Genomic DNA, 23,583 nt, shown 5'->3' with positions numbered 1-23,583 from the left:
TGACGCGGCGATCGGTCCCGGCGACGGGACGGTCGGTCGCGCCCATCTGGACGCCATGAGCAATACAGACACACCCGCCCGCACGCCCGGTCCATGGGACGCCAAGCCCGATGAGGCCGTCGTCTCCGAGGCGACCTCTCAGCCTGCCTTCGTCGAAGAGCCGGTCGAGAAGGACCAGAGCCTGGTCTGGGCCCTGCTGTCGACGGCCCTGATGGGCGGCTTCCTGTGGTTCATCACCCAGAGCGCCATTGCGGCGGGGGCGGTGCTGATCGGCCTGTTCGTGCACGAGGCGGGCCACGCCCTGGCGATGAACAAGCTCGGCATGGGGCCGGCGCGGATCTACATCATTCCGTTCCTGGGCGGTCTGGCCAAGGGGCGGCGCGAGCCCAAGAGCGAGTGGGATGGCGTGCTGGTGTCGCTGGCCGGGCCGGCGTTCGGCCTGCTGGCCATGATCCCCTTCGTCGGCGTCTGGATGGCGACAGGGCAGGGGGAGTGGCTGATGGGAGCCTTCTTCATCGCCATGCTCAATCTGGTGAACTTGGTTCCCGCCCCGCCGCTGGACGGGTCGCGGGCGCTGGGGCCGGTGTTGACGCGGGTGCATCCCCGGTTGGAGCAGATCGTCCTGCTGGTCATCGGCGTGGCCGTGGTTTGGTGGGGGCTGTCGACCGGGCGGTTCATCCTGGCGGCCTTTCTGGCCCTGTCGGTGTTCAGCCATTTGAAGCGCGGCGTCTGGCGCGCGGCCTGGGGCACGCTGAGCTGGCCCGAGGCGGGCAAGAGCCTGGCCCTTTATCTGCTGACCCTGGCCCTGTGTGCGGCGGCGGCTCTGGGCGCGCTTCTGCCCATGGTCGAAGGCGATCCGGCCGGGGCGATGCGCCTGGGCCTGAATTATCTCGGAGTGGGACGGTGAACCGAACGCGTCATGATGGGCCGCTGATCGTCGGCGCCGGCCTCGCCGGACTGTCTGCCGCGCTGGAGGCGGCGCGGGCCGGGGCCAAGGTTCTGGTGGTGACGCCCGAACCCCTGCTGAACGCCTGTTCGTCGGCCTGGGCGCAGGGGGGGATGGCGGCGGCCCTGACGGCCGTGGATTCCGCAGAACTGCACGCGCAGGACACCGAGGCGGCGGGCGCGGGTCTGGTCGAGGGCGCGGCGGCGCGGGCCCTGACCGGGGCTGGACGGGCGACGGTGGAATGGCTGGCGGCCCTGGGCGCGCCGTTCGACCGTGAGGCTGACGGCGGCTTCGTGGTCAGTCTGGAGGCGGCCCATTCGGTGCCGCGCGTGGCGCGGGTCGGCGGCGACGGGGCCGGGCGGGCCATCCTGTCGGCCGTGGTCGCGGCGGTGCGGGCCGAGAAACTGATCGAGGTCTGGGATGACGCGCGGCTGAAGGCCCTGACCCAGGACGCCGACGGCCGGGTGGTCGGTGCGGTCGTGGCGCGCGGGCCGACCGGCAAGCGGATCGAGATTTCGGCCACGGCGGTGGTGCTGGCCACCGGCGGAGCGGGCGGCCTGTTCGCCGCCACCACCACGCCCTCGGCCCTGAAGGGCGAAGGCCTGGCCCTGGCCGCGCGGGCCGGGGCGGAGATCCTGGATCCTGAGTTCGTGCAGTTCCACCCGACCGCCATCGACGTGGGGCTGGACCCGGCGCCCCTGGCGACCGAGGCCCTGCGCGGCGAGGGCGCGCGGCTGATCGACGGCGAGGGGCGGTTCCTGCTGGGCGAGGCGGACGACGCCGATCTGAAGCCGCGCGACGTGGTGGCGCGGGCGGTCCATGCGGCGCGGATGGATGGGCGGGGCGCCTATCTGGATGCGCGCGCGGCCATCGGCGAGGCCTTCCCGCACGAGTTTCCGGCCGTGTTCGCGGCCTGTATGCGCAGCGGCCTGGATCCGCGCGTCAGCCCCATTCCGGTGATGGCGGCCTGCCACTATCACATGGGCGGGATCGCCGCCGATGCGGATGGGCGCACCAGCCTGGCGGGTCTGTTCGCTGTGGGCGAATGCGCGGCGACCGGGGTGCATGGGGCGAACCGGCTGGCGTCCAACTCCCTGCTGGAGGCGGCGGCCTTCGGGCGGCGGGCCGGGACGGCGGCGGCGGCCGAGACGGGCGGGGGACGGCCCTTGCCGACGGTCCTGTCGCCCGATCTGCCGGACGAGGCTCTGGCGGAACTGCGTGCGGCCATGACGGCCCAGGCCGGGGTGGTGCGGACGGCCGAGGGGCTGTCGGGCCTGATCGCCCTGATCGACCGGCTGGAAGCGGCGCACGGGACGGCGGCGGCGTTGCTGGCGGCGCGGCTGATCGTCCAGGCGGCGCTGGACCGGCGCGAGAGCCGGGGCGGACATTACCGGGCCGACTGTCCCGAGACGGCCGGGGCGGCGGATCATACGCGGGTGCGTATGCCGCGGCCGGCGGCGCTGGAGGCGGCGGAATGAAATCCTCCCCCATAGGGGGAGGGGGACCGCGCGTAGCGTGGTGGAGGGGGGGGGCGGCGCGGGGGGCGGGGCGCCCCCCCCCCCCCCGACGCCCCTCCGGTATTGGACATCAGGCGACTGTGACGCGGCGGGCCCCCTCCACCGCTTCGCGGTCCCCCTCCCCCGATGGGGGAGGATTACTGGCTGGAGCCGCTCGTGACCCGCTCTCTTCCCGAACTGCTGATCGAGCCTGTCGTGCGCATGGCCCTGGCCGAGGATCTGGGCCGGGCCGGGGACGTCACGGCCATGGCCTGCATCCCCGAAGACGCGCGGATGAAGGCGGCCTTCGTCGCGCGCAAGCCCGGCGTGCTGGCCGGGATCGACTGCGTGCGGCTGGCGGTGCTGGCCATGGATCCGCAGGCCGAGGTCGAGGTGAAGCTGAACGACGGCGACGCCTTCGCGGCGGGCGCGACCCTGGCGGTGGTCGAGGCGAACGCCCGGGCCTTCCTGTCCGCCGAACGGACGGCCCTGAACCTGGTCGGGCGGCTGTCGGGCGTGGCCAGCCTGACGCGCACCTATGTCGAGGCGGTGGCGGGGACGAAGGCGCGGATCGCCGACACCCGCAAGACCACGCCGGGTCTGCGTGCGCTGGAGAAGCACGCCGTGGCCTGCGGCGGGGGGATGAACCATCGCTTCGGCCTGGATGACGCCATTCTGATCAAGGACAACCACGTCGCCGTCTGCGGCGGGGTGGGGGAGGCCGTGCGCCGGGCGCGGGCTTTCGCGCCCCATCTGATGAAGGTCGAGGTCGAGGTCGACGGGCTGGATCAGCTAAGCGAGGTGCTGGCTCTGATCAGCGAGGATGTGGCGCCGGATGTGATCATGCTGGACAATTTCAGCCTGACCGATCTGCGTCGCGCGGTGGCCTGGACTGCGGGGCGGATCACGCTGGAGGCCTCGGGCGGGGTCGATCTGACGACCGTGCGCGACATCGCCGAGACCGGGGTGGACGTGATCTCGGTCGGCGCTCTGACCCATTCGGCGCCGGTGCTGGACATCGGCCTGGACGCCCTCTGATCGGCGCGGGCAGCGGCGCCGTACGGAACGGGGATTCCGGGCGGGCGTTTCCTCCTCAACGAACAAGGAGGACGCCATGTCCAAGATGCCCAAGACCCCAGACGAGCAACGCAGTTTCGGCAATGCGAACCTGGACGGCGTCGTGGTGGACCGGCGCGACACAGCCACGGGTCTGCAGTCCGGTCAGCCGGGCGACGCGGACGCCAATCTGGCCGAACAGGGTCGGTTCGGAAACCTTCAGCAGAATCTGACGACCCAGCACAAGTCCGGGAACCGCTAGGGCGGTCAGACGGGGTTTGAGACGTCCGTGGCTTCGGCCTTGGCCGCTGCGGGCGCGGGGCGCGTGCTGCGGGCCGGGGTTTCGGACACGCGGGTCGCGGGTCGGGCGGCAGGCTGGGCCGAGGCGGCGGCGCGCGCGGCGGCGTCAGTCTGGGCGGCCGGACGCGACGTCACGGCTGCGGGCTGACGCTGGGCGGTCGACGCCTGACGCGGCTGCGGCGCGACCGGTTCCGGCATCGACAGGCCTTCCTGGGCCAAGACCAGCGAATAGGCCACGGCCTGACCGGCCTGACGCGCGGTCTCGACCGGGTTGAGGCCGGCCTGGATCAGACGGGGCTGCTGTTCGGCGCCGGTGGACGGGCGGGCGGCATAGGTGAAGGCTCCGCTGGAGCCCGAACGACCGCCGAAGCGATAGAAGAGATGGCTGCCGACCTGGTTCACGCGGACCAGCGAGTTGCGCCAGACGGGCGAGACCCCGGTGGTGTGGAAATGGGTGGCGTTGCCGACGGCCGAATAGACCGAGCCGGACAGGGCGCCAGAGGCGACGGTCCGGGCGCGGTTCCAGGCGGTCTGGTTCACCCGGCCGCGCATGACGCCGTTGCAGGTGAAGGAGAACTGGCAGCCGGTGCGGCGCGCGGCGCCCTGATAGACGACGCCGCAGATGGATTTGGGGAAGGCGGGGTGGCGGACGCGGTTCAGGACCACCTGGGCCACGGCCTGCATGCCGTCGCGGCCCTCGCCGCGGGCTTCGTAATAGACGACCTGGGTCAGGCAATCGAGATCGCGGCTGGCGTCCAGCGCGTGCTCCATGCGGAAGGGCTTGGCCCCCACCGGAGCGGTCAGATTGGTGTGACGCAGATTGGGGTCGCGGTTGTCGCCCAACTGGTCCAGGCGGGCGGCGAGCAATTCGGCCTGGCGGTCGCGCTGGGCCGAGCCGGCGCTGGTGTAGGGATCGTGTCGACGGGCGATCGAGAGCGCGCTGGCGTCCAGACCGCCGGCGGCGGCGGACAGGGCCTCTTCGGTGAAGCCGGCGGCGGTGGCGCCCTGGATCCGTTCGGCCTGGGCGCGCAGCGTCGTCGCGCGCGCCATGGTCCCGCCCAGATAGGCGCCGCCGATCGCCAGTCCCACCAGACCGCCGAACACGGCTGCAGCCGTCATGGGCTTGATCTTCGCCACACGATCGGCAGCCGAAACGGCGCGCGTCTGCGAGGAATGCGACAACGAGTTAGTCCTGTTCAGCAGGGCGAGAAACGCTGCCCCCGGGTAGTTCGCCTGCCGGGCGACTCTGCGGTCGCGTTCCAGCCTGCGTTTCGGCGCACGGCTCATTCGGCCCGGGCGTCGAGGACGGGCCTATATAACGGAGTTTGTGACCCCAATGTGGCCGATTCGCAAGTCGATGGTTAAGCTGTCGAAACGATTAGGTATTTTCACGCTGTCGCCTAGATTGTGTGACAATCCCGGCGGCAATGTGACAGTCAATGAGACGAATACTGTATTGGAATGCACGGGTTCTTCATTTGCAAATGTGACATCCGGCGGGGTCAGCTAAAAACGGCGCCGGCTTCTGTTCATCCCGAGGCCGCAGTTCGTATTCGCAACTTGTCGCGCGGGCGGGAACCTGAGCGTGACCGTAGCGTTGAAGCTTCACTTTTGGAGAGAAGCTCATGTCGCGAATCATCGTTATGGCGGCCGTCGCCGCCGGAACCCTGGCCCTGGCCGCCTGCGGAACCACCATCGAACAGAAGGCCGCCAGCGGCGCGGTCGCCGGCGCCGTGGTCGGCGGACCGGTCGGAGCGGCCGTCGGCGGCGCCGCCGGAACCGTTGTCGGACAGGCGCAGAAACCCAACTAGGCCCCAATGCGCCCCTGGCCTTCCCTTGTCCTGGACAGGGGCGCGACCTATCTGCATCACTGGACGCTCGCCGGACGCTATATCTGTGTCAGATCGCGCGTCGGCCCGATTTCGCTGCGGTGAACCTTGCTTTTGCCGCCCATTTCGGGTTTGTGCGCCCCGCTTCGGGTCGCGCGTCTTTCGCTTCCGCCCGACCCCCGATGGCCGCCCCTGGCCGTTCACAAGGAACCCTGACGCTTTCGCATGAAAGATCTGAAGACCGGATTTTCCGACCGCATTACCGCCCAGCAGGAGGCCAAGAAGGCCCTGCTCGCCAAATTCAAGCCGAAGGCCGCCGCCCCCGACCCCGAATTCGACCGCCTGGCTGAAAAGCGCGCCGCCGAGAAGGAAGCCCTGCGCCAGCAGCACGAGCTGGCCAAGGCCGAACAGCGCCGCGAGAAGGCTGAAAAGGACGCCGCCCGCATGGCGGCCGAGCTCGCCGCCCAGGAAGAGATCGACGCCGAGAAGCGCGCCGATCGCAAGGCGCGCAAGCAACTGACCAAGGAAGAGCAGAAGGCCAAGCGGGACGCCCGCTACGCCGCGCGCAAGGCGCGCCGGTAAGGCTTCGAGCCCCTTTCCTGAAGGATCGACGCGTCGCGGTTTCCGCGGCGCGTTTTTCTTTGCTCCAGTCCCGGCTTTGACCTGGCTGTCTATTCGGCGGGAAGGGCGGCGGCGCCGGCGATGACGCCGCGCAGCTGTTCGGTGGAATAGGGTTTGCGCAGGAAGGGCCACGGGGTGCCGGCCAGCACCTGATCCACGTCGTCGCCGACATAGCCCGAGGTCAGGGCGATGCGCATCTGCGGCCAGTCCCGCGCCGCCTGCCGCGCCAGGTCGACCCCGCTCATGCCGCCGGGCATGACCACGTCGGTCAGCATAACGTCGAAACGCGCGGCCTCCAGCGCCCTGAGCGCGTCGGGACCGTTCTCGGCCAGCTCCACCTCCAGGCCGAAGCTTTCCAGCAGATCCAGGGCGACGGCGGCGACGCTGGCGTCGTCCTCGACCAGCAGCATGCGGCTGCCCTTGGCGAAGGAGGCGTCGACGCCGGCGGGCGCCACGACCGGGACGACGATCTCCTGTCCGGCGAGGGGCGGCAGATAGAGGCGGATTTCGGTGCCCCGCCCGACGGTGGACGAAATGTGGACCCCGCCGCCGGACTGGCGGGCGAAGCCATAGACCTGGCTGAGGCCCAGCCCCGTACCCTTGCCCACCGACTTGGTGGTGAAGAAGGGTTCGAAGACGCGGTCGATGACCTCGGGCGACATGCCCGCGCCATTGTCGGTCACGGTGACGCAGACATAGTCGCCGGAGGACAGTTCGGCGACCTGACCTGGAGCGATCGAACAGTTCATGGTCTGCACCACGATGCGGGCGCCGTCGCGAATCTGGCCGCCCGTGACGTCGCCCAGGGCGTCGCGGGCGTTGACGATCAGGTTCAGGAGCGCGGCCTCGAACTGGGCCGGGTCGACGTTCACCCTGGCGCCGCCCCGCTTCAATCTGATCTTGAAGTCCACCGCCTCGCCGACGGCGCGGCGCAGCAGGGGTTCGCCTTCGCGGATCAGGCCGTTCAGGTCGATCGCCTCGGGGCGCAGGGCCTGGCGGCGCGAGAAGGCGAGCAACTGGTGGGTCAGGCTCTCGCCGCGACGCGCGGCGGACAGGGCGGCCTCGCCCAGCTTCTTGCGCTTGGCCGGATCGTCGGATCGCAGGATGATGTCCAGGGCCCCGATGACCACGGTCAGCAGGTTGTTGAAGTCGTGGGCCACGCCGCCGGTCAGACGGCCGACCGCCTCCATCCGCTGGGCGTGCATCAGATGGGCCTCGGCGGCGGCCTTTTCGGTCAGGGCGGCGCCGACGCGTTCCTCCAGCAGTTCGTTGATGCGCTTGAGGTCGTCCTCGGCCTTCTTGGCGTCGGTGACGTCCAGGCTGGCGCCGACATAACCCTGGAAGGCGCCCGAGGCGTCGAAACGGGGCACGCCCTCGGTGCGGATCCAGCGCAGACCCAGGGTGGGATGATTGACCCGGCTGAGCGCCTCGAACCGGTCGCGGGCCTGGAAGGCGCGGATGAAGGCGGCGTCGAAGACCGGCTCGTCGTCGGGGTGGATCAGGGTGCGCCAGGAATCGGCCAGTTGCCGCTGTGAACGAATACCGCAGAAGACGCGGTAGCGCTTGTTGGCGAAGATGATCGTCGGCGTGGCGTCAGTCATCCAGATCAGGGCCGGGGCGCTGTCGGCGACGGTGCGGAAACGGCTCTCGGACTCGACCAGTCGGTCCTGCGCCTCGCGCATGTCGGAGACGTCGAAGGCGACCCCGACGAAGCCGACGACTTCCGAACCGCTCAGGCGCGGTCGAGAGAAGGATTTCAGCCAGCGCCATTCGCCGTCGTGGCGACGATAGCGGGCCTCCAGCGAGAAGGGTTCGCCGGTGGCCTCGCCGGCCACGGATTCCTGCAGGATGCGAGCGTGGTCGTCCGGATGCAGGTTGGCCCGCCAGTCGGCGGCGCGGGCGGTCTCGTAGTCCGCGCCGAAGAAGTCGACATAGGCCTGGTTGACGAAGGACCGCTGGCGATCCTGGCGCGTGACCCAGATCAGCACGGGGGCGGTGTCGGCGACGGCGCGGAAACGCTGCTCGCTCTCGCGCTTGTCCGCTTCGGCCCTGGCGCGTTCGACCTCGGTCCAGGTGCGGGCGGCGATCTCCTCGACCAGCCGGGCCTCGGCCTGGGTCCAGTGGCGCGGCGCCGCGGCATGGACATAGAGGAAGGCGCGCAGCCGGCCGGCGCGGATCAGGGGCGCGCGGATCAGGGCGCGGGTCTGGAGGGCGGCGAAGGCGTCGGCGAAACCGGCGGTGCGCGGATCCTCGCGCACATCGTCGATGCGGATCGTGCGTCCTTCGGCCAGGTCGGTGATCAGGGCCTCGCCGAAGGCGTGAAGGCTGAACTGGCCCTGGGCGCTGACCACGCCCGCAGTCCAGTCGCGGCTCATGGAGACGACGCCGGCCTCCTGGTCGACCTCGCCATAGCCGACGCGATCGGCTTCCAGCAGGTCGCCGACCGAGGCCTCGACCTCGGCCATGATCTGATCCGGATCGGTCAGGTCGCGCAGGCGGTCGCTCAGGTCGAGGAGGAAGGCCTGACGACGCTCGGTGCGGGCCGCAGCCTCCAGGGCCTCGCGATGGTCGGTGGTGTCGAAGGCGATGCCGACATAGCCGAGGAAGGCGCCGGTCTCGTCGAAGCGCGGCTCGACCGCGATCCGCAGCCAGCGCCAGTCGCCGTCATGGCGCCGGAAGCGGGCCTCGAGCCCATAGGGCTGACGGGCGGGCCGGGCCTCGGCCTGGGCGGCGGCCAGCAGGGGCTGGTCGTCGGGATGGATGGTCTGTTTCCAGCCCTGGCCCGAAAGGCCGCCGGGCGCGAGGCCGTAGAAGTCGGTCAGGGCGACATTGGCGAATTCTATCCCGCCGTCGACGTCGGTCAGCCAGACGGGGGAGGGGGCGGTGTCGGCCAGCAGGCGGAACCGGGTCTCGCTGTCGCGCAGGGCGGCCTCCGCAGCCTTGGCTGCGGTGATGTCGACGACCACGCCGATGAAACCGTCTGGATCGCCCTTGCCGTCGGTCAGGGCGCGCAGACTGGTCAGGGCCCAGACCACCGCGCCGTCGGGGCGGATGTAGCGTTTCTCGATCTGCCCGCCGGGACCGCCGACCGCCGCAGCCTGGAGGACGGACAGGGTCGGGGCGACGTCGTCGGGATGGGTGACGTCCGCGGTGCGAATGCCCAGCAGGGCCTCGACCGGTCGGCCCAGAATCTCGGCGAAACGGGCGTTTGCGCTGGTGATCCGGCCGTCGATGTCGATGCGGGCGATCCCGGCCGAAGCCTGTTCGACCGTCGCCTTCAACTGCTGTTCGCTGTCGCGCAGGGCGGCGTCGGCGGCGCGAGCGTCGGTGACGTCGATATTGACGCCGATCATGCCCATGAACCGACCGTCCGGCGCCAGGCGGGGACGAGCCTCGGTGCGCAGGACGCGCCATTCGCCGTCGTGGCGACGATGGCGGCCCTCGACCACATAGGCGGTCCGTTCCTGGGCTGCCCGGGCTCCGACGGCCGTGATGCGGTCGCGGTCTTCGGGGTGAAGGATGGCCTCGGCGTCGAAGTCGCCCAGGTGCGACAACCGACCCCAGAACAGGCGCTGATCGCTGTTCAGATGGATGACGTGGTCGGTCTCGTCGGTCATCCAAAGCATGACCGGGGCCAGTTCGCTGACGACCTGAAGCCGGCCCTCGGTCTCGTCGATGCGGGCGTTGGACAGGGACAGGTCCGACACGACCGAATCCAGGCGCGCCAGGGTGCGGCGCAGGGAGGCGCCCAGCCAGGTGCAGAACAGGCCGACGATGACGAAATTGACCGTCGACACCAGGCCGAGGTTGCGCACCATGTTGGATCCGGGCGCCAGGCTGAAGGCGACCACGGCCCAGCCGCCCAGCAGGGAGGCCACGACCGCCGTCGCGCCCGACAGCCGCCCGCCCGCCAGAGCCGCCAGGATCACACCCGGCAGCAGGATCATGAAACCGGTGATCTCGCCATAGAAGCTGATGCTGGCCGTGCGCACCAGCAGGGCCGCACCCGCGCCGACGACGCCGATCAGGATGCGGCTCCAGATCGGGCGCGGCTTCAGGCGAGCGAGGGCGAGCAAGCCTCCGTCAGCATCCAGAAATCGCCTGAAGAACGCGCCTGCGTTCATGCCCTGTCCGGTCCCCGACGCGCCATTTTAAGGTGACGCTTCTGCATGCAACGCTCGGCCGTGCTTCGCGTTCCTGACTGCCATACTCGGTCGGGGTTTCTCCGCCGTAAAGCCATCATGGAGCGCAGCATGACCGCAACAATCGACACCGGACTTTCCGCCACCGCGCGCGGCGACGTCGCCGAACAGCTGACGCGCGTCCTGGCCGACGCCTATGCCGTCTATCTGAAGACCCACGGCTACCACTGGAACGTGCGGGGACCGGAGTTCTTCGCCCTGCACAATCTGCTGGAGAGCCAGTACCGCGACCAGTGGGAGGCCCTGGACGATATCGCCGAACGTATCCGGGCGCTGGGCGAGTTCGCGCCCCAGGGCTATGGCGCGTTCGCCAATCTGACCAGCATTCGCGACGGCGAGCCCGAGAAGGAGGCGCCGGAGATGCTGAAGGAGCTGATGCATGACCACGGGACCCTGATCTCGACCATGCGGGCGGCGCTGGATGTGGCGGACGGCGACGGCGACGACGTCACCGTGGACCTGCTGACGCAGAGGCTGGGCGCCCACGAGAAGTTCGCCTGGATGTTGCGTTCCACCCTGGGCGGACGATAACAGCGGTTTGCCGGCGCCCGAAAACGGCCCCGAAGTCCGGGCATGGTCCCGTCACGGCGGCGTTCCCGATGTTCGGGACGCCGCCTTCTGGATTTGAATGAGTCTGTTGCACTGGAAGACGATCTGGACGGCGCTGAAGCGCTCGGCGGCGGCCCTGCCCGCGGCCGGCGCCGTGCTGGGCGTCGCCATGGCGGCCGGGTCCAGCGTGCGTCCGGACGCCGACCGGACCGCCGAGGCCGTGGCGCGGGTGACCGGCGGCGACCTGAGCGCGGACGGCATGAACGCCATCAAGGGGCGTTTGACCGCGTCGCAGCTGGCCCTGGCGCAGCGGCATGATCCGAGCCTGCTGCAGACGGCCGCCTATGGGCTGGGCGAAGACAAGCCGCTCCTGACCACCGGCGCCCTGCGCCCGGCGCGGCCGTTCGTGTTCAAGGGCGACGCCGACGACCGGCGCCGCGCCCTTCGCTGTCTGACCCAGGCCGTCTATTTCGAGGCGGCGCTGGAGTCCGACGCCGGACAGGCCGGCGTGGCCCAGGTGGTGCTGAACCGCGTGCGCGACCCCAACTACGCCAACACCGTGTGCGGCGTGGTGTTCGAGGGCGCCGAGCGGACCACGGGCTGCCAGTTCAGCTTCACCTGCGACGGGTCGCTGGCCCAGGCGCCGGTCGGCTGGGCCTGGGAGCGGGCGCGCAAGGTCGCGGAAAAGGCGCTGAACGGCGAGGTGTCCCAGGCGGTCGGCACCGCCACCCATTATCACGCCGACTATGTCAGCGCCTGGTGGGCGCCGACCGTGGCCAAGGTCACGCAGATCGGCACGCACATCTTCTATCGCTGGAAGGGGATCTATGGCGAAACCGCCGCCTTCCGCACCGTCTACAAGGGCCATGAGCCGGTGATCGACGAGGCGCGGTTCTCGCGGCCGCGTCCAGGCGCCCAGCCCGGCCAGGCCACCGGGGGCGCCGATCCTGACGCGCCGGCGAAGGGTGCGCCTGCGGCCGACGGTCCGATCCGCACGGTCGAGGTGGATGGTCAGCAGCGCGTCGTCGGCGTGGTCAGCCTGGGCGGGCGTCGCCTGCCGACGCATGACGAGGTCGCCGCCATCAACGCCCGGCTGCAGGCCCTGGAACAACCGAAGCCTGCGCCGCCCGCAGTGGTGGTTGCGCCCGAGGGCGTCGCCTCGATGGCGGTGGAAGAAGTCGGCCGTCCCACCCACTGAAATACGGCATCCCACGCATTGCAACGCTCCACGGGGTCAGGGCATTGATGGTGCTGACCGGGCACGACCGGCGCGACGAGGACGCCTGCTTGACCCACCCCGATGCTGATTGTCCAAGGTGGGACGAGAGCGAACGTCTAAAGGCCCTGGGGGTCTATGCCGTCCTCGACACCGAAAGAGAGAAGGCGTTCGACGACATCGCCCGCCTGGCGGCGCGGCTGTTCGACGCCCCTATGGCGGCGGTCAGTCTGGTCGACGCCGACCGTCAGTGGTTCAAGGCCGAGGTGGGACTGGGCGTGCGCGAGACCCCGCGTCCGACCTCCTTCTGCGCCCACGCCATGTTGAGCGACGTCCTGATGGTGGTGCCCGACGCGACGCAGGATGCGCGGTTCGTCGACAATCCGCTCGTCACGGGCGCGCCGAGCATTCGCTTCTATGCCGGACAACCGCTGTTGACGCCGGACGGGGTGCCGTTGGGCGCCCTGTGCGTGCTGGACGACAAGCCGCGCCCCGAGGGTCTGACCGAACTCCAGATCCTGGCCCTTCAGACCCTGGCCGACCAGGTGATGACCCAGCTGGAACTGCGCCGCGCCCTGCGCGAGCGCCAGGAGAGCGAGGAAACGACCCGCCGGGCGCTGGAGGCGTCCAACTATGTCGGGGCCTGGGACTGGGACGTGTTGTCCGATCGCGTGGTGGCGGACGAACGGTTCGCCGAGATGTACAGCGTCGATCCCGCCCTGGCGCGCGCCGGGGCGCCGATCGCGACCTTTACGGCTTCGGTCGATCCCGAGGACCTGGAAAGGGTCGCGGCCGAGATCGAGGCGGCGACCAACGGCGACGGCGCCTTCCTGAGCGAATACCGGCTGAAGAATGCGGCGGGCCGGATACGCTGGGTCGTGGCCAGGGGGCAGGTCTATTTCAACCGTGACGGCGCGCCGATCCGCTTCCCCGGCATCGTCGTCGACATCACCGAACGCAAGCGGGTCGACGCCGACCTGGAGGCCATCGCCGCCAGGCTGAGCGAGAGCGAGGCCCAGTTTCGGGTCCTGGCCGACGCCATGCCGCAGATGGTGTGGTCCACCCGGCCGGACGGCTTTCACGACTATTACAATGCGCGCTGGTACGAGTTCACCGGGGTGCCGGTCGGTTCGACCGACGGCGAGGGCTGGAACGATATGTTCCATCCCGAGGATCAGGCGCGGGCCTGGGAGCGCTGGACCCGGTCGCTCAACACCGGCGAGCCCTATGACATCGAGTACCGGCTGAAACACCATTCGGGCGTCTACCGCTGGACGCTGGGCCGAGCCGTGGCGATCCGCAACGACGACGGCGAGATCACCCGCTGGTTCGGCACCTGCACCGATATCGACGACCTGAAGAAGCTGGAACAGGGCCGCGAACTGGTCAGCCAGGAGCTGAGCCACCGGATCAAGAACATCTTCGCGGTCATCACCGCCCTGGTGGCGCTTTCGGCGCGTCAGTATCCGGAGGCCAAGGCCTTCGCCGCCTCGCTGCGGACGCGGATCACGGCCCTGGCGCGCGCGCACGAGTTCGTGCGGCCCCATACCGAGACCTCGCAGCCGACCGTGGGGGCGACGACCCTGCACGCCTTCCTGACCGATCTGTTCCAGGCCTATGCCGACGAAGGCGGCGCGGCGCGGGTCGTGATCACCGGCGACGATGCGGTCTTCGACGACCAGGCGGCGACCTCGGTGGCCCTGCTGTTCCACGAACTGGCGACCAACGCCGCCAAATACGGCGCCCTGTCCGAAGGCAAGGGTGCGATCCGGCTGGTCACGCAGGCCGACGGCGACCGGTTCGTCCTGACCTGGACCGAGACCGGGGGGCCGGCCCTGACAGGGCCGCCGGCGCGGGTCGGCTTCGGATCTTCGCTGGCGACCCTGTCCGTCGAGGGGCAGTTGGGCGGACGGCTGCAGCGGGAATGGCTTCCCGAAGGCCTCAAGATCGTTGTGGATTTGCCGGCGACGGCGCTTTCTCGCCGCAGGGCGGCAGAAAAAATCACGTGATTAAGCTTCGCTTGAAACCCATTTGACTATTCTGCGTTCTGACCGCTCCCGGACATAAGCCCCGTACCCATGACTGCGCGTATCCTCATCATCGAAGACGAAGCTCTGGTCGCGATGGAGCTGCGATTCGTGCTGGAAGATCTGGGGCATGAGGTGGTCGGCGTAGCCGCCACCGCCAAGTCTGCGCGCGACATGGTGCGCGAGAACGACGTCGACCTGGCCCTGGTCGATATCCATCTGTCCGACGGACCGACCGGCATCAATCTGGGCCGCGAGCTGGGCCAGGACATGGGCGTGACCGTCCTGTTCATGACCGCCAACCCCGGCATGGTGCGCGAAGGCGTGGCCGGGACCATCGGCGTCCTGTCCAAGCCGACCGACGAGCAGGCTGTCCAGACCGCCGTTGATTACGCCCTGCGCCGCCGCCAGGGGCAGCCGGTCGAATACGCCCCGCCGGGTCTTCAACTTTTCGGCGCATAAACCGCTTCCGCAGCGGTTGCGGTCGCCCCGAGGCGGCATATGTCGAGGTCTCCCCGAAAAGGAGTTCCTCCCCATGACCACCCTGACGAAACGTCCGCTCGGCCGCAGCGGTCTCGAGATCGCGCCCCTGGTGTTCGGCGGCAATGTCTTCGGCTGGACCGCCGACGAGGCGACGTCCTTCGCCCTGCTGGACGGTTTCGTCGAGGCCGGGTTCGACGCCGTCGACACCGCCGACGCCTATTCCCGCTGGGTCGAGGGTCATTCGGGCGGCGAGAGCGAGCTCATCATCGGCAAATGGCTGAAGGCGCGGGGCAATCGCGACGCGGTCAAGATCCTGACCAAGGTCGGGTCCGACATGGGCCAGGGCCACAACGACCTGTCGCCCGGCTGGATCGAAAAGGCGGTCGAGGATTCGCTGCGTCGGCTGCAGACCGACTACATCGACCTGTATCAGACCCACTGGCCCGATCCGAAGACGCCGCAGGACGAGACGCTGCGGGCGCTCGACAGGCTGGTGAAGGCGGGCAAGGTGCGGGCCATCGGCACCTCGAACCATTCGGCCGAACAGGTGACCGAAGCCCTGGCCATCTCCGAGCGCGAGGGGCTGGCGGCCTATCAGTCGATCCAGCCGCACTACAACCTCTATAGCCGCAACACCTTCGAGGGCGGGCTGCAGGATCTGGCGGTCGAGAAGGGGCTGGGCGTCATCACCTATTTCAGCCTGGAGAGCGGCTTCCTGACGGGCAAGTACAAGACCATCGACCAGATCGCCGGGACCAAGCGCGAGGGGATGCTGAAGGACAAGTTCGACGAGCGCGGCGTGCGGATCCTGGCGGTGCTGGACGCCGTGGCCCAGCGGAACGAGGCGACCTCGGCCCAGGTCGCCCTGGCCTGGCTGCTGGCCCAGCCGGGCGTGACGGCGCCGATCGTCAGCGCGACGACGACGGAGCAGCTGGCCGATACGCTGGCGGCGGCGACGCTGGAGCTGTCGGCGGAGGATGTCGCGCAGTTGACGGAGGCGTCGGCTTAGTCAGTTTCGGGGGCCGCCCCCACCCGGTCTCGCTGACGCTCGACCACCCTCCCCTGAAGGGGAGGGAGAGGTGGTGCGCAGTTCTATTCTCCCTCCCCGTCTCGGGGAGGGTGGCCGCGAAGCGGCCGGGTGGGGGCGGCCGCCTCCAACTCGCGGACGATGAAGTCGATCACGTCGTGTGGATCATCGCGGATTCTGGAGGCCGGAATGCGGATGGTTCGGAGACCCAACTCAGCCATCGCCGCATCTCGACGCCTGTCCCAATCGGCGGTGTGCTCATGGCCTTCACCGTCCACCTCCACGATCAAGCCGCGCGACAGGCAGACGAAGTCGAGGAAATAGCCGCGCAACGGATGCTGGCGACGGAAGTGGAAGCCCTGTTTCCGCAGAAGTTTGAGCGACGCCCATAGCCGCGCCTCGGGCGGGTTCATGACCTTCCGCATTCCACGCGCTTTGGCGATGGTCGCCATGGGCCGCCCCCACCCGGCCTCGCTGACGCTCGACCACCCTCCCCTGAAGGGGAGGGAGAAGCAAGATGCGGCTTACCAGACCCCGATCTTCTCCGCCTCGGCGTGGCTGATCGGGTGGTGGGCCTTGGCGTGGTCTTCCTCGGCCAGGAAACGGCTGGCTTCCAGGGCGGCCATACAGCCCATGCCGGCGGCGGTGACGGCCTGGCGATAGACGTCGTCGGTCACGTCGCCGGCGGCCCAGACGCCCTCGATGGCGGTCGAGGCCGTGCCCGGCTTGACACGCAGATAGCCGCCGGAGTTGACCTCCAGCTGGCCCTTGAACAGCTCCGACGACGGGGCGTGGCCGATGGCGATGAAGACGCCGTCCGCCGGGATCTCCTTGATCGAGCCGTCCTGCACATTCTTCAGCCGGACGCCGGTGACGTTCTTCGCAACGCCGTCGACGACGCCGACGATCTCCTCGACCGCCACGTTCCAGATCACCTCGATCTTGGGATGGGCGAACAGCCGGTCCTGCAGGATCTTCTCGGCGCGGAACTCGTCCTTGCGGTGGATCACCGTGACCTTGGAGGCGAAATTGGTCAGGAACAGCGCCTCTTCGACGGCGGTGTTGCCGCCGCCGACCAAGACCACTTCCTTGCCGCGATAGAAGAAGCCGTCGCAGGTGGCGCAGGCCGAGACGCCGAAGCCCTGATAGGCGGCCTCAGAGTCCAGGCCCAGCCATTTGGCCTGGGCGCCGGTGGAGATGATGACGGTCTCGGCCAGGATCTCGTCGCCGCCGTCCAGCTTCAGCCTGAACGGGCGCTGCGACAGGTCGGCGGAGACGACGATGTCGTGGATGACTTCCGTGCCGACGTGCAGGGCCTGGGCCTGCATCTGCTCCATCAGCCAGGGGCCCTGGATGGTCTCGGCGAAGCCGGGATAGTTCTCGACGTCGGTGGTGATGGTCAGCTGGCCGCCGGGCTGGATGCCGGCGATGACGACGGGGTTCAGCGAGGCGCGGGCGGCGTAGATGGCGGCGGTCCAGCCGGCGGGGCCGGAACCGATGATGGCGACGCGAACGGTACGAGCTTGGGTCATGGCCCCTATTTAGGGGCTGATTCCCGTTTGCGCGATGCTAGTCTCGCCTGAAGAGAAGGGGAGGCGGGGATGAAGGACAAGAAGGCGGCCTATCTGCCGATCGGCATGGGCGCGGGGATTGCGATCGGCGTGGCCCTGGGGACGGCGATGGAGAACCTCGGGCTGGGGATCGCCCTGGGCGTGGCCATCGGCTCGGGTCTGGGCGTTGCGGGCATGGGAGTGGCCAACGCCAAGCCGAAGGATCCGAAGAAGGGCGACGACTCCGGAGACGCGGGGACGGTGGTCCCGCCGAACGACGGCGGTTCCCATCACGGCGGTCACGACGGCTCCTCCGATGGCGGATCGGACGGTGGCGGCGGCGGAGGCGACTGAGGCCCCGATTATTTTTAGTGCACTTTAGTGCACTTTTTTGCGATTCATTCCTAACAACCTCCAGACTATCGGGCGACCATAGGCCGGGCCTGCGTCAGGATTGGACGTGGTGGATGGCGAGGACGCTTGAAACCCTTCCTTTCGTCATCCCCGGTCTGCGACGCTACGCGGCTTGCCGGAGGATGACGAACCTGAAGGGCGATTAGCGCGTCCGCATCGCTTCCAGAACCGCCTGCGCCGCACGGTCGGTTTCGGCGAGGGGCGCATAGGTCCAGGCGTCCAGCGTCCCGTCGAACGGGCGGGTCGCGCCGCGTTCGGCCAGGTCGTCGTGCAGGCGGGCGAACTTGTCGCCGGACTTCAGCGGGACCATCGGCAGGACATGGACCGGCTTGCCGGTCGAAGCGGCCTCGGCCGCCATGTTGGCGCTGTCCTCGGTGACCAGAATCTGGTCGGCGAAATGCAGGAAGCCGAACAGCGGGTTTTCGCCGGCGCCGTCCCAGATCCAGCCGGGCAGGTGCGACAGGCGCGCCGTCATCGCCGCCTTGGCCGCCTGTGGCGTGCGGCGCGAATAGGTCAGCATCAGCGAGCCGCCCGAAGCGCGGACGGCGACGGCGATCTGGTCGGCCAGATCCGCGGCGTGGGCCTCGGTCAGGTCGAAGGCCTTCGACTTGCCGCCGATCAGGACGGCGACGCGCGGATGGGGCAGGGGGGCTATGCGCGCGGCGAAGGCCGGGGCGGCTTCGGCGATCCGCCCGGGCGTGATGCGGTGGGGCGAGCCGAGGATCTCGAAGACATTGTCGCCCGACAGGCCGTCATGGGCCGGGGCGACGATCAGGTCGTAGCGGTCATTGGCCCAGCGCGGATCCTGGGTCTGGACGACGAAGGTCCGGCCGCCGCTCCAGGCTTTGACGCGCGTCGAAAGCGGCAGGGTGGCGCGGCCGGTGGCGATCCACAGATCGGGCCACGGACCCGTGAGCGGCTCGGACGCCAGCATGGCCGGGGTCTTGAGCGCCGACGGCAGGCGGTCGAACAGCGGCCGCCAGCGGATGTGTCTGATCGTGATTTCAGCCGGGGTCAGGCGCTGGACGGCCTCGGCGAGGCCCAGCGCCTGATTCTCGATGCCGGCGCGGCCGTCGGACACGACCCAGACGGAGAGGGGCTCAGTCATCTATTTTCCCGCCCCGTTCCGGGGAGGGTGACCGAGCGAAGCGAGGTCGGGTGGGGAGGCCAGGCGACGCCCCGCCGAAACCAGGCTGTAATCAGCAAAGGCGGCCCAGCCGGGCCGCCCCCACCCCGTCGCTACGCGACGACCCTCCCCCGCAGGGGGAGGGAGATTGGCGTGGGCTGTGGCGCTTATTTCCACTCGACCTTGAGGATCTCGTAGGCCTTCACGCCGCCGGGGGTGTTGACCTCGACCACGTCGCCGACCTCCTTGGAGATCATGGCGCGGGCGATCGGCGAGGCGATGGAGATCTTGCCCTTCTTCACGTCGGCCTCGTGTTCGCCGACGATCTGATAGCGGGCCTCTTCCTCGGTGTCCTCGTCCACCACGGTGACGGTGGCGCCGAACTTGACCTGGTCGCCCGACAGTTTCGAAACGTCGATGACCTGGGCGCGGCTGATCTTGTCCTCGATCTCGGCGATCTGGCCTTCGATCCAGCCCTGACGCTCCTTGGCGGCGTGGTACTCGGCGTTTTCGGACAGGTCGCCGTGCTCGCGAGCCTCGGAGATGGCCGCGATCACGCTAGGCCTTTCGACCGACTTCAATTGCTTCAGTTGATCGTCGAGGACACGGTAGCCCTCGCCCGTCATCGGCACTTTTTCCATTGGTGTCGTGATTTTTCTGGTTCGCCCGGAGACTGGAAAGACGCGGAGTAGGCACACAAAAGGCCGCGGGGCGGGCGCGGCCGGGCATCAATACTAGGGTTTCTCGCTCAGGAATTCAAGGGCGAGGCCGGACGTATGGCCTACTGCGACGCGCGTATCAGGCGCGGGCGGGCGGCTCGGCCTTGGGATCTCGACGCATCACGCCCTTGATCAGACTATAGGCCAGCCAGCCGACGGCGGCGAGGCCGGTCAGCATGAAGAGGCCGGAAACGAGGGCCGCGCCGGCGGCCATGAAGGCCAGGACGAAGGCTACCGCCGCCGTCAGACCGGCCACGATCTGGATGGTTCGAAACTGCATGGCGGATTAACGTTCGCCAAGGCGCGGGGTTGCGCCCGGTCTCGTACACAGCCGATCACGCGTAGGTGTAGGGTCCGCCGCGTTCCAGGGCGCGCCGATAGGCCGGGCGGGCGTGGATCCGTTCCAGAAAGGCCTTGAGGCGCGGCTTGGTCTCGGCGTCGAAGGCGCGGTCGGCCCCGGCCTCGACCGGGAAGCTCATCATGATGTCGGCGGCGGTGAACTCGTCGCCGGCGAACCATTCGGACCTGGCCAGTTCGGCCTCCCAGAAGCCGACGTGGGTGCGCAACTGCGGCTCGACGAAATTGGCCAGGGCCTTTTTCGCGATTCCGTTGACCAGGGGCTTCAACAGGGCCGGCGCGCGGCGCGGCAGCATGGAGAAGACCAGTTTCAGCAGCAGGGGCGGCATGGCCGACCCCTCGGCGTAGTGAAGCCAGTAGGTGAAGCGGCGGCCGTCCTCGGTCCCGGGCGTCGGACGCAGCCGGCCCTGACCATAGGTGTCCAGCAGATATTCGACGACGGCGCCGGTTTCCGCGACCTTGACCGCGCCGTCCTCGATCACCGGCGACTTGCCCAGCGGATGGATGGCCAGGAGTTCGGGCGGCGCCAGGCGATCGCCCGCGTTCCGCTCGTAGCGGATCACCTCATAGTCGAGGCCCAGTTCCTCGAGCAGCCACAGGACGCGCTGTGAGCGGCTGTCGTTCAGGTGGTGGACCTTGATCATGGCGGACTCCGTTTCAGGGCGACCATAGCAAGGTTTTCATCTGACGTTGGGTCAGACTTTGCGCGGGTCAGCGCGGCGGGCGGCCGCTCCAGCGCGTGCGGGGCTCGGGGCGGACTTTCGGGCGAACGCCCTCGCGGCGGTTGCGCCAGACCTCATAGGCCAGGGTGGCCAGGGCCAGCTTGCCGGCGTGACGGCCGGCGACGCGACGGCCGCCCTTGGACAGCAGCAGGCCGCCGAGGAGGGGAACGAGCTTGTGCAGACGGGACATGGAAATCTCCTTCCCCGTCATAACGCGCCCGAAGCCGCAGCGTTCGCACCTGCGACGACGTGCGCTGAAGGCCGGTGAAGAAGGTTTGGCGAGCGCGGCGGCGAAAGCAGTGCTAGCCCTAGATCATGAGCAGATCCCGCGTCGCCGCCTTCTTCACCTCCCTCAGCTTCTTTGTCGTCGCGGCCCTGGTCGCGGGCGTCGTCGTCGGCGCCCTGGCGCAGGGGGCGGACGCCCCCGCCCTGACCGGGGCGCTGGGCGTCGTCGAAAGCCTGGGCCAGGTCTGGCTGAACGCCCTGAGGATGACGGTCATCCCCCTGGTCTTCAGCCTGCTGGTGACGGGGATCGTGGCCATCGCCGACGCGGCGGCGACCGGGCGGCTGGCGGTGCGGGCCTTGGCGGTGTTCGGCGTGCTGCTGGTCGGGGCGACGGTCTACGCCATACTGGCGGGGCTGGGGCTGTTGGCCCTGTGGCCCATAAATCCGGAAGCCGGGCGCGCCCTGCTGGCCGGGATTCCGGCCGATGCGGCGGCGACCGTGGGCGAGGCGGCCCAGACCGACGGGCTGAAGGCCTTTCTGGCCAGTCTGGCGCCGGCCAATGTCATCCAGGCGGCGGCCGACGACGGAGTCCTGGCCGTGGTGGTCTTCGCCATCGCCTTCGGATTCGCCGCGACCCGGATCCGCGCAGAACTGCGCCGGCCGATGGCCGCCTTCTTCGAGGCCGTGGCCGAGACCATGGTGGTGATCGTCCACTGGGTGCTGCTGGCCGCGCCCTTCGGCGTCTTCGCCCTGGCCCTGGGCGTGGGGTTGCGCGCGGGCCTCGGGGTGGCGGGAACCCTGGTCCACTATGTCGCCATCGTCTGCCTCAGCCAGATCGGCCTGATCCTGATCGTCTATGTCGTCGCCGTGCTGTGGGGGCGGATCCCGCTGGGCCGGTTCGCCCGCGCCGTGGCCCCGGCCCAGGTGGTGGCGATCTCGACCCAATCCTCATTGGCCAGTCTGCCGGTCATGGTGGAGCGGGCGCGCGACTGGCTGGGCGTGCCCCAGACCACGGCGGGCCTGGTCCTGCCGCTGGCGGTGGCGGTGTTCCGCATCACCAGCCCGGTCGCCAATCTGGCGGTCTGTCTCTATGTCGCCCAGCTGTACGGGGTCGAACTGGGCCTGCCCGCCCTGGTCGCGGGCGGGCTGACGGCGGTGGCGGTGTCCATCGCCTCGGTCGGCCTGCCGGGCCAGGTCAGCTTCTTCGCCGCCATCGGGCCGATCTGCCTGGCCATGGGTCTGCCGCTGGGCGTGCTGCCCCTGCTGCTGGCGGTCGAGGTGATCCCGGACATCTTCCGCACCGTGGGCAATGTCACCGCCGACCTGACGGCGACGCGGATCGTGCAGGGGCCGGAGGACGAGGAAGAGGCGGCCTAGGTCGTCTTCGGCATCAGCCCCTCCGCGGCCGCGACCGAAGCTTCGACGCCCAGGGTCACCGCCGGTTCGGGCGTGATCTTGAACAGGGGAGAGTGGTGGCCGGCGGCGGTTTCGACCTCGGCCTCCGGCGTGCCGCCGACGTTGAAATAGACGCCCTTCACGCCTGTCTCCGGCTGAACGAAGTTGGCGAAGTCCTCGGCGCCCATGCCGGTGCGCGGGGTGTCGCGCAGCACTTCCGGCCCGAAGGTCGCCGCGAAGACGTCGCGCACGCGCTGGGCGGTCTCGGTGTCATTGATGGTCGCCGGCGTGGTCTCGGTGGCGGACCGGGTGACCACAGGCAGGCGATCTTCCGGCACGTTCAGGGCCAGGGCGGTGTTGCGGGCGATCCGGTCGATGCCGTCCAGCAGCCGGGTGCGGACCTCGGGACTGTCGGCGCGGACCGTCAGCTGCAGGTCGACCTGTTCGGGAATGATGTTGTGCTTGATGCCGCCGTGGATCGAGCCGACCGTGACGACGGCGCCTTCCAGCGGATTGACCTCGCGGCTGCGCAGGGTCTGGAGCGAGACCACGATCTGGGAGGCGACCAGCACCGGATCGACCCCCATGTGCGGCGAGGCGCCGTGGGCCCCGACGCCGCGCACGGCGATGTCGACGCTGTCGGAACTGGAATAGGCGATGCCCAGCGGGGCCTCGATCTTGCCGGTCGGGGTGTCGGCCGAGACGTGGAAGGCCAGGGCGTAGTCCGGCTTGGGGAAGCGGGTGTAGAGGCCGTCCTGCACCATGGCGCGGGCGCCGAAGATGCGTTCCTCGGCGGGTTGGCCGATCAGGACCAGGGTGCCGGACCAGTTGGCCTTGCGCGCGGCCATCTGGCGGGCCGTGCCGACCAGGGCGGTGATGTGCACGTCGTGGCCGCAGGCGTGCATGACCGGCTTCTCGACCCCGTCGGCGTCCGTCTGACGCGCGGTCGAGGCGTTGGCGAGGCCGGAGCGTTCCTGCAGCGGCAGGCCGTCCATATCGGCGCGGATCATGACCGTGGGACCGGAGCCGTTCTTCAGCACCGCCACGACACCCGTGCCGCCCACGCCGGTGGCGACATCGTAACCCAGGGCCGTCAGCTCCTGCGCCAGACGTGCGGCGGTCTGGACTTCCTGTCCCGACAGTTCGGGATTGCGGTGAAACCAGTCGAACAGCGTGGCGAGGTTGGCGTCGTAGTCGGCCTTCACCGCCGCCTTCAGATCGGCGTCCTGCGCGAGACTGGGCGTCGCCGCCATCATCGCCAGCATCATGGCCGCCGTCGTCAGCATCGCACGTTTCATCTCGGATACCCCTGTTTCGGCGCGG

Annotated in this window: 23 protein-coding genes; 13 read left to right on the top strand and 10 right to left on the bottom strand. The window is 69.3% G+C overall.

The features are described 5' to 3' along the window. Positions 1-55: 55 nt before the first annotated feature. From ACIQ1T_RS01015 to ACIQ1T_RS01000, 4 genes are all read left to right on the top strand, one after another. The gene (locus ACIQ1T_RS01015; RefSeq protein ID WP_395942626.1) at positions 56-907 is read left to right on the top strand and encodes a metalloprotease; all 852 of its coding nucleotides are present in this window, start codon (positions 56-58) and stop codon (positions 905-907) included. After that, the gene (locus ACIQ1T_RS01010; RefSeq protein WP_395942625.1) at positions 904-2,424 is read left to right on the top strand and encodes an L-aspartate oxidase; all 1,521 of its coding nucleotides are present in this window, start codon (positions 904-906) and stop codon (positions 2,422-2,424) included. Before ACIQ1T_RS01015 ends, ACIQ1T_RS01010 begins: the two co-directional genes overlap by 4 nt. Before the next feature lie 195 nt (positions 2,425-2,619). Next, entirely contained in the window at positions 2,620-3,480 is an 861-nt protein-coding gene (gene nadC, locus ACIQ1T_RS01005) for a carboxylating nicotinate-nucleotide diphosphorylase (RefSeq protein ID WP_395942624.1), read from the top strand. Between the two features lie 76 nt (positions 3,481-3,556). Further along, complete coding sequence (locus ACIQ1T_RS01000; RefSeq protein ID WP_395942623.1) at positions 3,557-3,760, top strand: hypothetical protein; 204 nt, start codon at positions 3,557-3,559, stop codon at positions 3,758-3,760. Between the two features lie 5 nt (positions 3,761-3,765). Here ACIQ1T_RS01000 and ACIQ1T_RS00995 read toward each other — a convergent pair whose 3' ends face one another. Continuing rightward, positions 3,766-4,917, bottom strand: coding sequence for a cell wall hydrolase (locus ACIQ1T_RS00995; RefSeq protein WP_395942622.1), 1,152 nt, complete (start codon positions 4,915-4,917; stop codon positions 3,766-3,768). Between the two features lie 506 nt (positions 4,918-5,423). Between ACIQ1T_RS00995 and ACIQ1T_RS00990 the strand changes: the two genes are divergently transcribed. After that, entirely contained in the window at positions 5,424-5,609 is a 186-nt protein-coding gene (locus ACIQ1T_RS00990) for a hypothetical protein (protein ID WP_395942621.1), read from the top strand. A gap of 243 nt (positions 5,610-5,852) precedes the next feature. Continuing rightward, on the top strand, positions 5,853-6,209 hold the full coding sequence (locus ACIQ1T_RS00985) for a DUF6481 family protein (protein WP_395942620.1): 357 nt from the start codon (positions 5,853-5,855) through the stop codon (positions 6,207-6,209). A gap of 89 nt (positions 6,210-6,298) precedes the next feature. Here ACIQ1T_RS00985 and ACIQ1T_RS00980 read toward each other — a convergent pair whose 3' ends face one another. Continuing rightward, positions 6,299-10,324, bottom strand: coding sequence for a PAS domain S-box protein (locus ACIQ1T_RS00980; RefSeq protein WP_395942619.1), 4,026 nt, complete (start codon positions 10,322-10,324; stop codon positions 6,299-6,301). A 177-nt stretch (positions 10,325-10,501) separates the two neighbouring features. Between ACIQ1T_RS00980 and ACIQ1T_RS00975 the strand changes: the two genes are divergently transcribed. From ACIQ1T_RS00975 to ACIQ1T_RS00955, 5 genes are all read left to right on the top strand, one after another. Then, positions 10,502-10,981 (top strand): Dps family protein, encoded by a 480-nt coding sequence (locus tag ACIQ1T_RS00975; protein WP_395942618.1) that lies wholly within the window; start codon positions 10,502-10,504, stop codon positions 10,979-10,981. Positions 10,982-11,078: 97 nt separating this feature from the next. Next, positions 11,079-12,197, top strand: a complete 1,119-nt coding sequence (locus tag ACIQ1T_RS00970) for a cell wall hydrolase (RefSeq protein WP_395942617.1) — start codon at positions 11,079-11,081, stop codon at positions 12,195-12,197. Positions 12,198-12,286: 89 nt separating this feature from the next. Next, entirely contained in the window at positions 12,287-14,224 is a 1,938-nt protein-coding gene (locus ACIQ1T_RS00965; RefSeq protein WP_395942616.1) for a PAS domain-containing protein, read from the top strand. A 69-nt stretch (positions 14,225-14,293) separates the two neighbouring features. Continuing rightward, positions 14,294-14,704 (top strand): response regulator, encoded by a 411-nt coding sequence (locus ACIQ1T_RS00960; RefSeq protein ID WP_395942615.1) that lies wholly within the window; start codon positions 14,294-14,296, stop codon positions 14,702-14,704. 73 nt (positions 14,705-14,777) lie between these two features. After that, positions 14,778-15,734: an aldo/keto reductase gene (locus ACIQ1T_RS00955; protein ID WP_395942614.1), complete on the top strand. Its 957-nt coding sequence runs from the start codon at positions 14,778-14,780 to the stop codon at positions 15,732-15,734. A gap of 83 nt (positions 15,735-15,817) precedes the next feature. Here the strand turns inward: ACIQ1T_RS00955 and ACIQ1T_RS00950 are convergent, their stop codons facing one another. Both ACIQ1T_RS00950 and trxB read right to left on the bottom strand, forming a co-directional pair. Then, a complete protein-coding gene (locus ACIQ1T_RS00950) occupies positions 15,818-16,204 on the bottom strand; it encodes an endonuclease domain-containing protein (RefSeq protein WP_395942613.1) in 387 nt (128 codons plus the stop codon). Positions 16,205-16,276: 72 nt separating this feature from the next. After that, on the bottom strand, positions 16,277-17,284 hold the full coding sequence (gene trxB, locus ACIQ1T_RS00945; protein ID WP_395942612.1) for a thioredoxin-disulfide reductase: 1,008 nt from the start codon (positions 17,282-17,284) through the stop codon (positions 16,277-16,279). Between the two features lie 69 nt (positions 17,285-17,353). On the opposite strand from trxB, the gene ACIQ1T_RS00940 reads away from it, so the two are divergent. Continuing rightward, positions 17,354-17,656 (top strand): hypothetical protein, encoded by a 303-nt coding sequence (locus tag ACIQ1T_RS00940; RefSeq protein ID WP_395942611.1) that lies wholly within the window; start codon positions 17,354-17,356, stop codon positions 17,654-17,656. Between the two features lie 202 nt (positions 17,657-17,858). Here ACIQ1T_RS00940 and ACIQ1T_RS00935 read toward each other — a convergent pair whose 3' ends face one another. From ACIQ1T_RS00935 to ACIQ1T_RS00915, 5 genes are all read right to left on the bottom strand, one after another. After that, positions 17,859-18,824, bottom strand: coding sequence for a mitochondrial fission ELM1 family protein (locus ACIQ1T_RS00935; protein WP_395942610.1), 966 nt, complete (start codon positions 18,822-18,824; stop codon positions 17,859-17,861). A gap of 185 nt (positions 18,825-19,009) precedes the next feature. After that, positions 19,010-19,483: a transcription elongation factor GreA gene (gene greA, locus ACIQ1T_RS00930; RefSeq protein WP_314122027.1), complete on the bottom strand. Its 474-nt coding sequence runs from the start codon at positions 19,481-19,483 to the stop codon at positions 19,010-19,012. A gap of 157 nt (positions 19,484-19,640) precedes the next feature. Then, positions 19,641-19,841 carry a hypothetical protein gene (locus ACIQ1T_RS00925; protein ID WP_395942609.1) on the bottom strand — a complete coding sequence of 67 codons (201 nt, stop codon included), beginning with the start codon at positions 19,839-19,841 and terminating at the stop codon, positions 19,641-19,643. 55 nt (positions 19,842-19,896) lie between these two features. Next, positions 19,897-20,562 (bottom strand): glutathione S-transferase family protein, encoded by a 666-nt coding sequence (locus ACIQ1T_RS00920; RefSeq protein WP_395942608.1) that lies wholly within the window; start codon positions 20,560-20,562, stop codon positions 19,897-19,899. A 67-nt stretch (positions 20,563-20,629) separates the two neighbouring features. Continuing rightward, positions 20,630-20,830, bottom strand: a complete 201-nt coding sequence (locus tag ACIQ1T_RS00915) for a cysteine protease (RefSeq protein WP_395942607.1) — start codon at positions 20,828-20,830, stop codon at positions 20,630-20,632. A gap of 125 nt (positions 20,831-20,955) precedes the next feature. Here ACIQ1T_RS00915 and ACIQ1T_RS00910 point away from each other — a divergent pair, with 125 nt between their 5' ends. Next, the gene (locus tag ACIQ1T_RS00910; protein ID WP_395942606.1) at positions 20,956-22,242 is read left to right on the top strand and encodes a dicarboxylate/amino acid:cation symporter; all 1,287 of its coding nucleotides are present in this window, start codon (positions 20,956-20,958) and stop codon (positions 22,240-22,242) included. On the opposite strand, the gene ACIQ1T_RS00905 is transcribed toward ACIQ1T_RS00910, so the two are convergent. After that, complete coding sequence (locus ACIQ1T_RS00905) at positions 22,239-23,558, bottom strand: amidohydrolase (RefSeq protein WP_395942605.1); 1,320 nt, start codon at positions 23,556-23,558, stop codon at positions 22,239-22,241. The genes ACIQ1T_RS00910 and ACIQ1T_RS00905 overlap by 4 nt on opposite strands. Positions 23,559-23,583: the final 25 nt, after the last annotated feature.

The sequence above is a fragment of the Brevundimonas sp. genome (assembly GCF_044336875.1).
In the GTDB taxonomy this organism is placed as follows: domain Bacteria; phylum Pseudomonadota; class Alphaproteobacteria; order Caulobacterales; family Caulobacteraceae; genus Brevundimonas.
The sequence above is the reverse complement of the archived record's forward strand: the minus strand, read 5'-3'. Positions and strand labels throughout refer to the sequence as shown.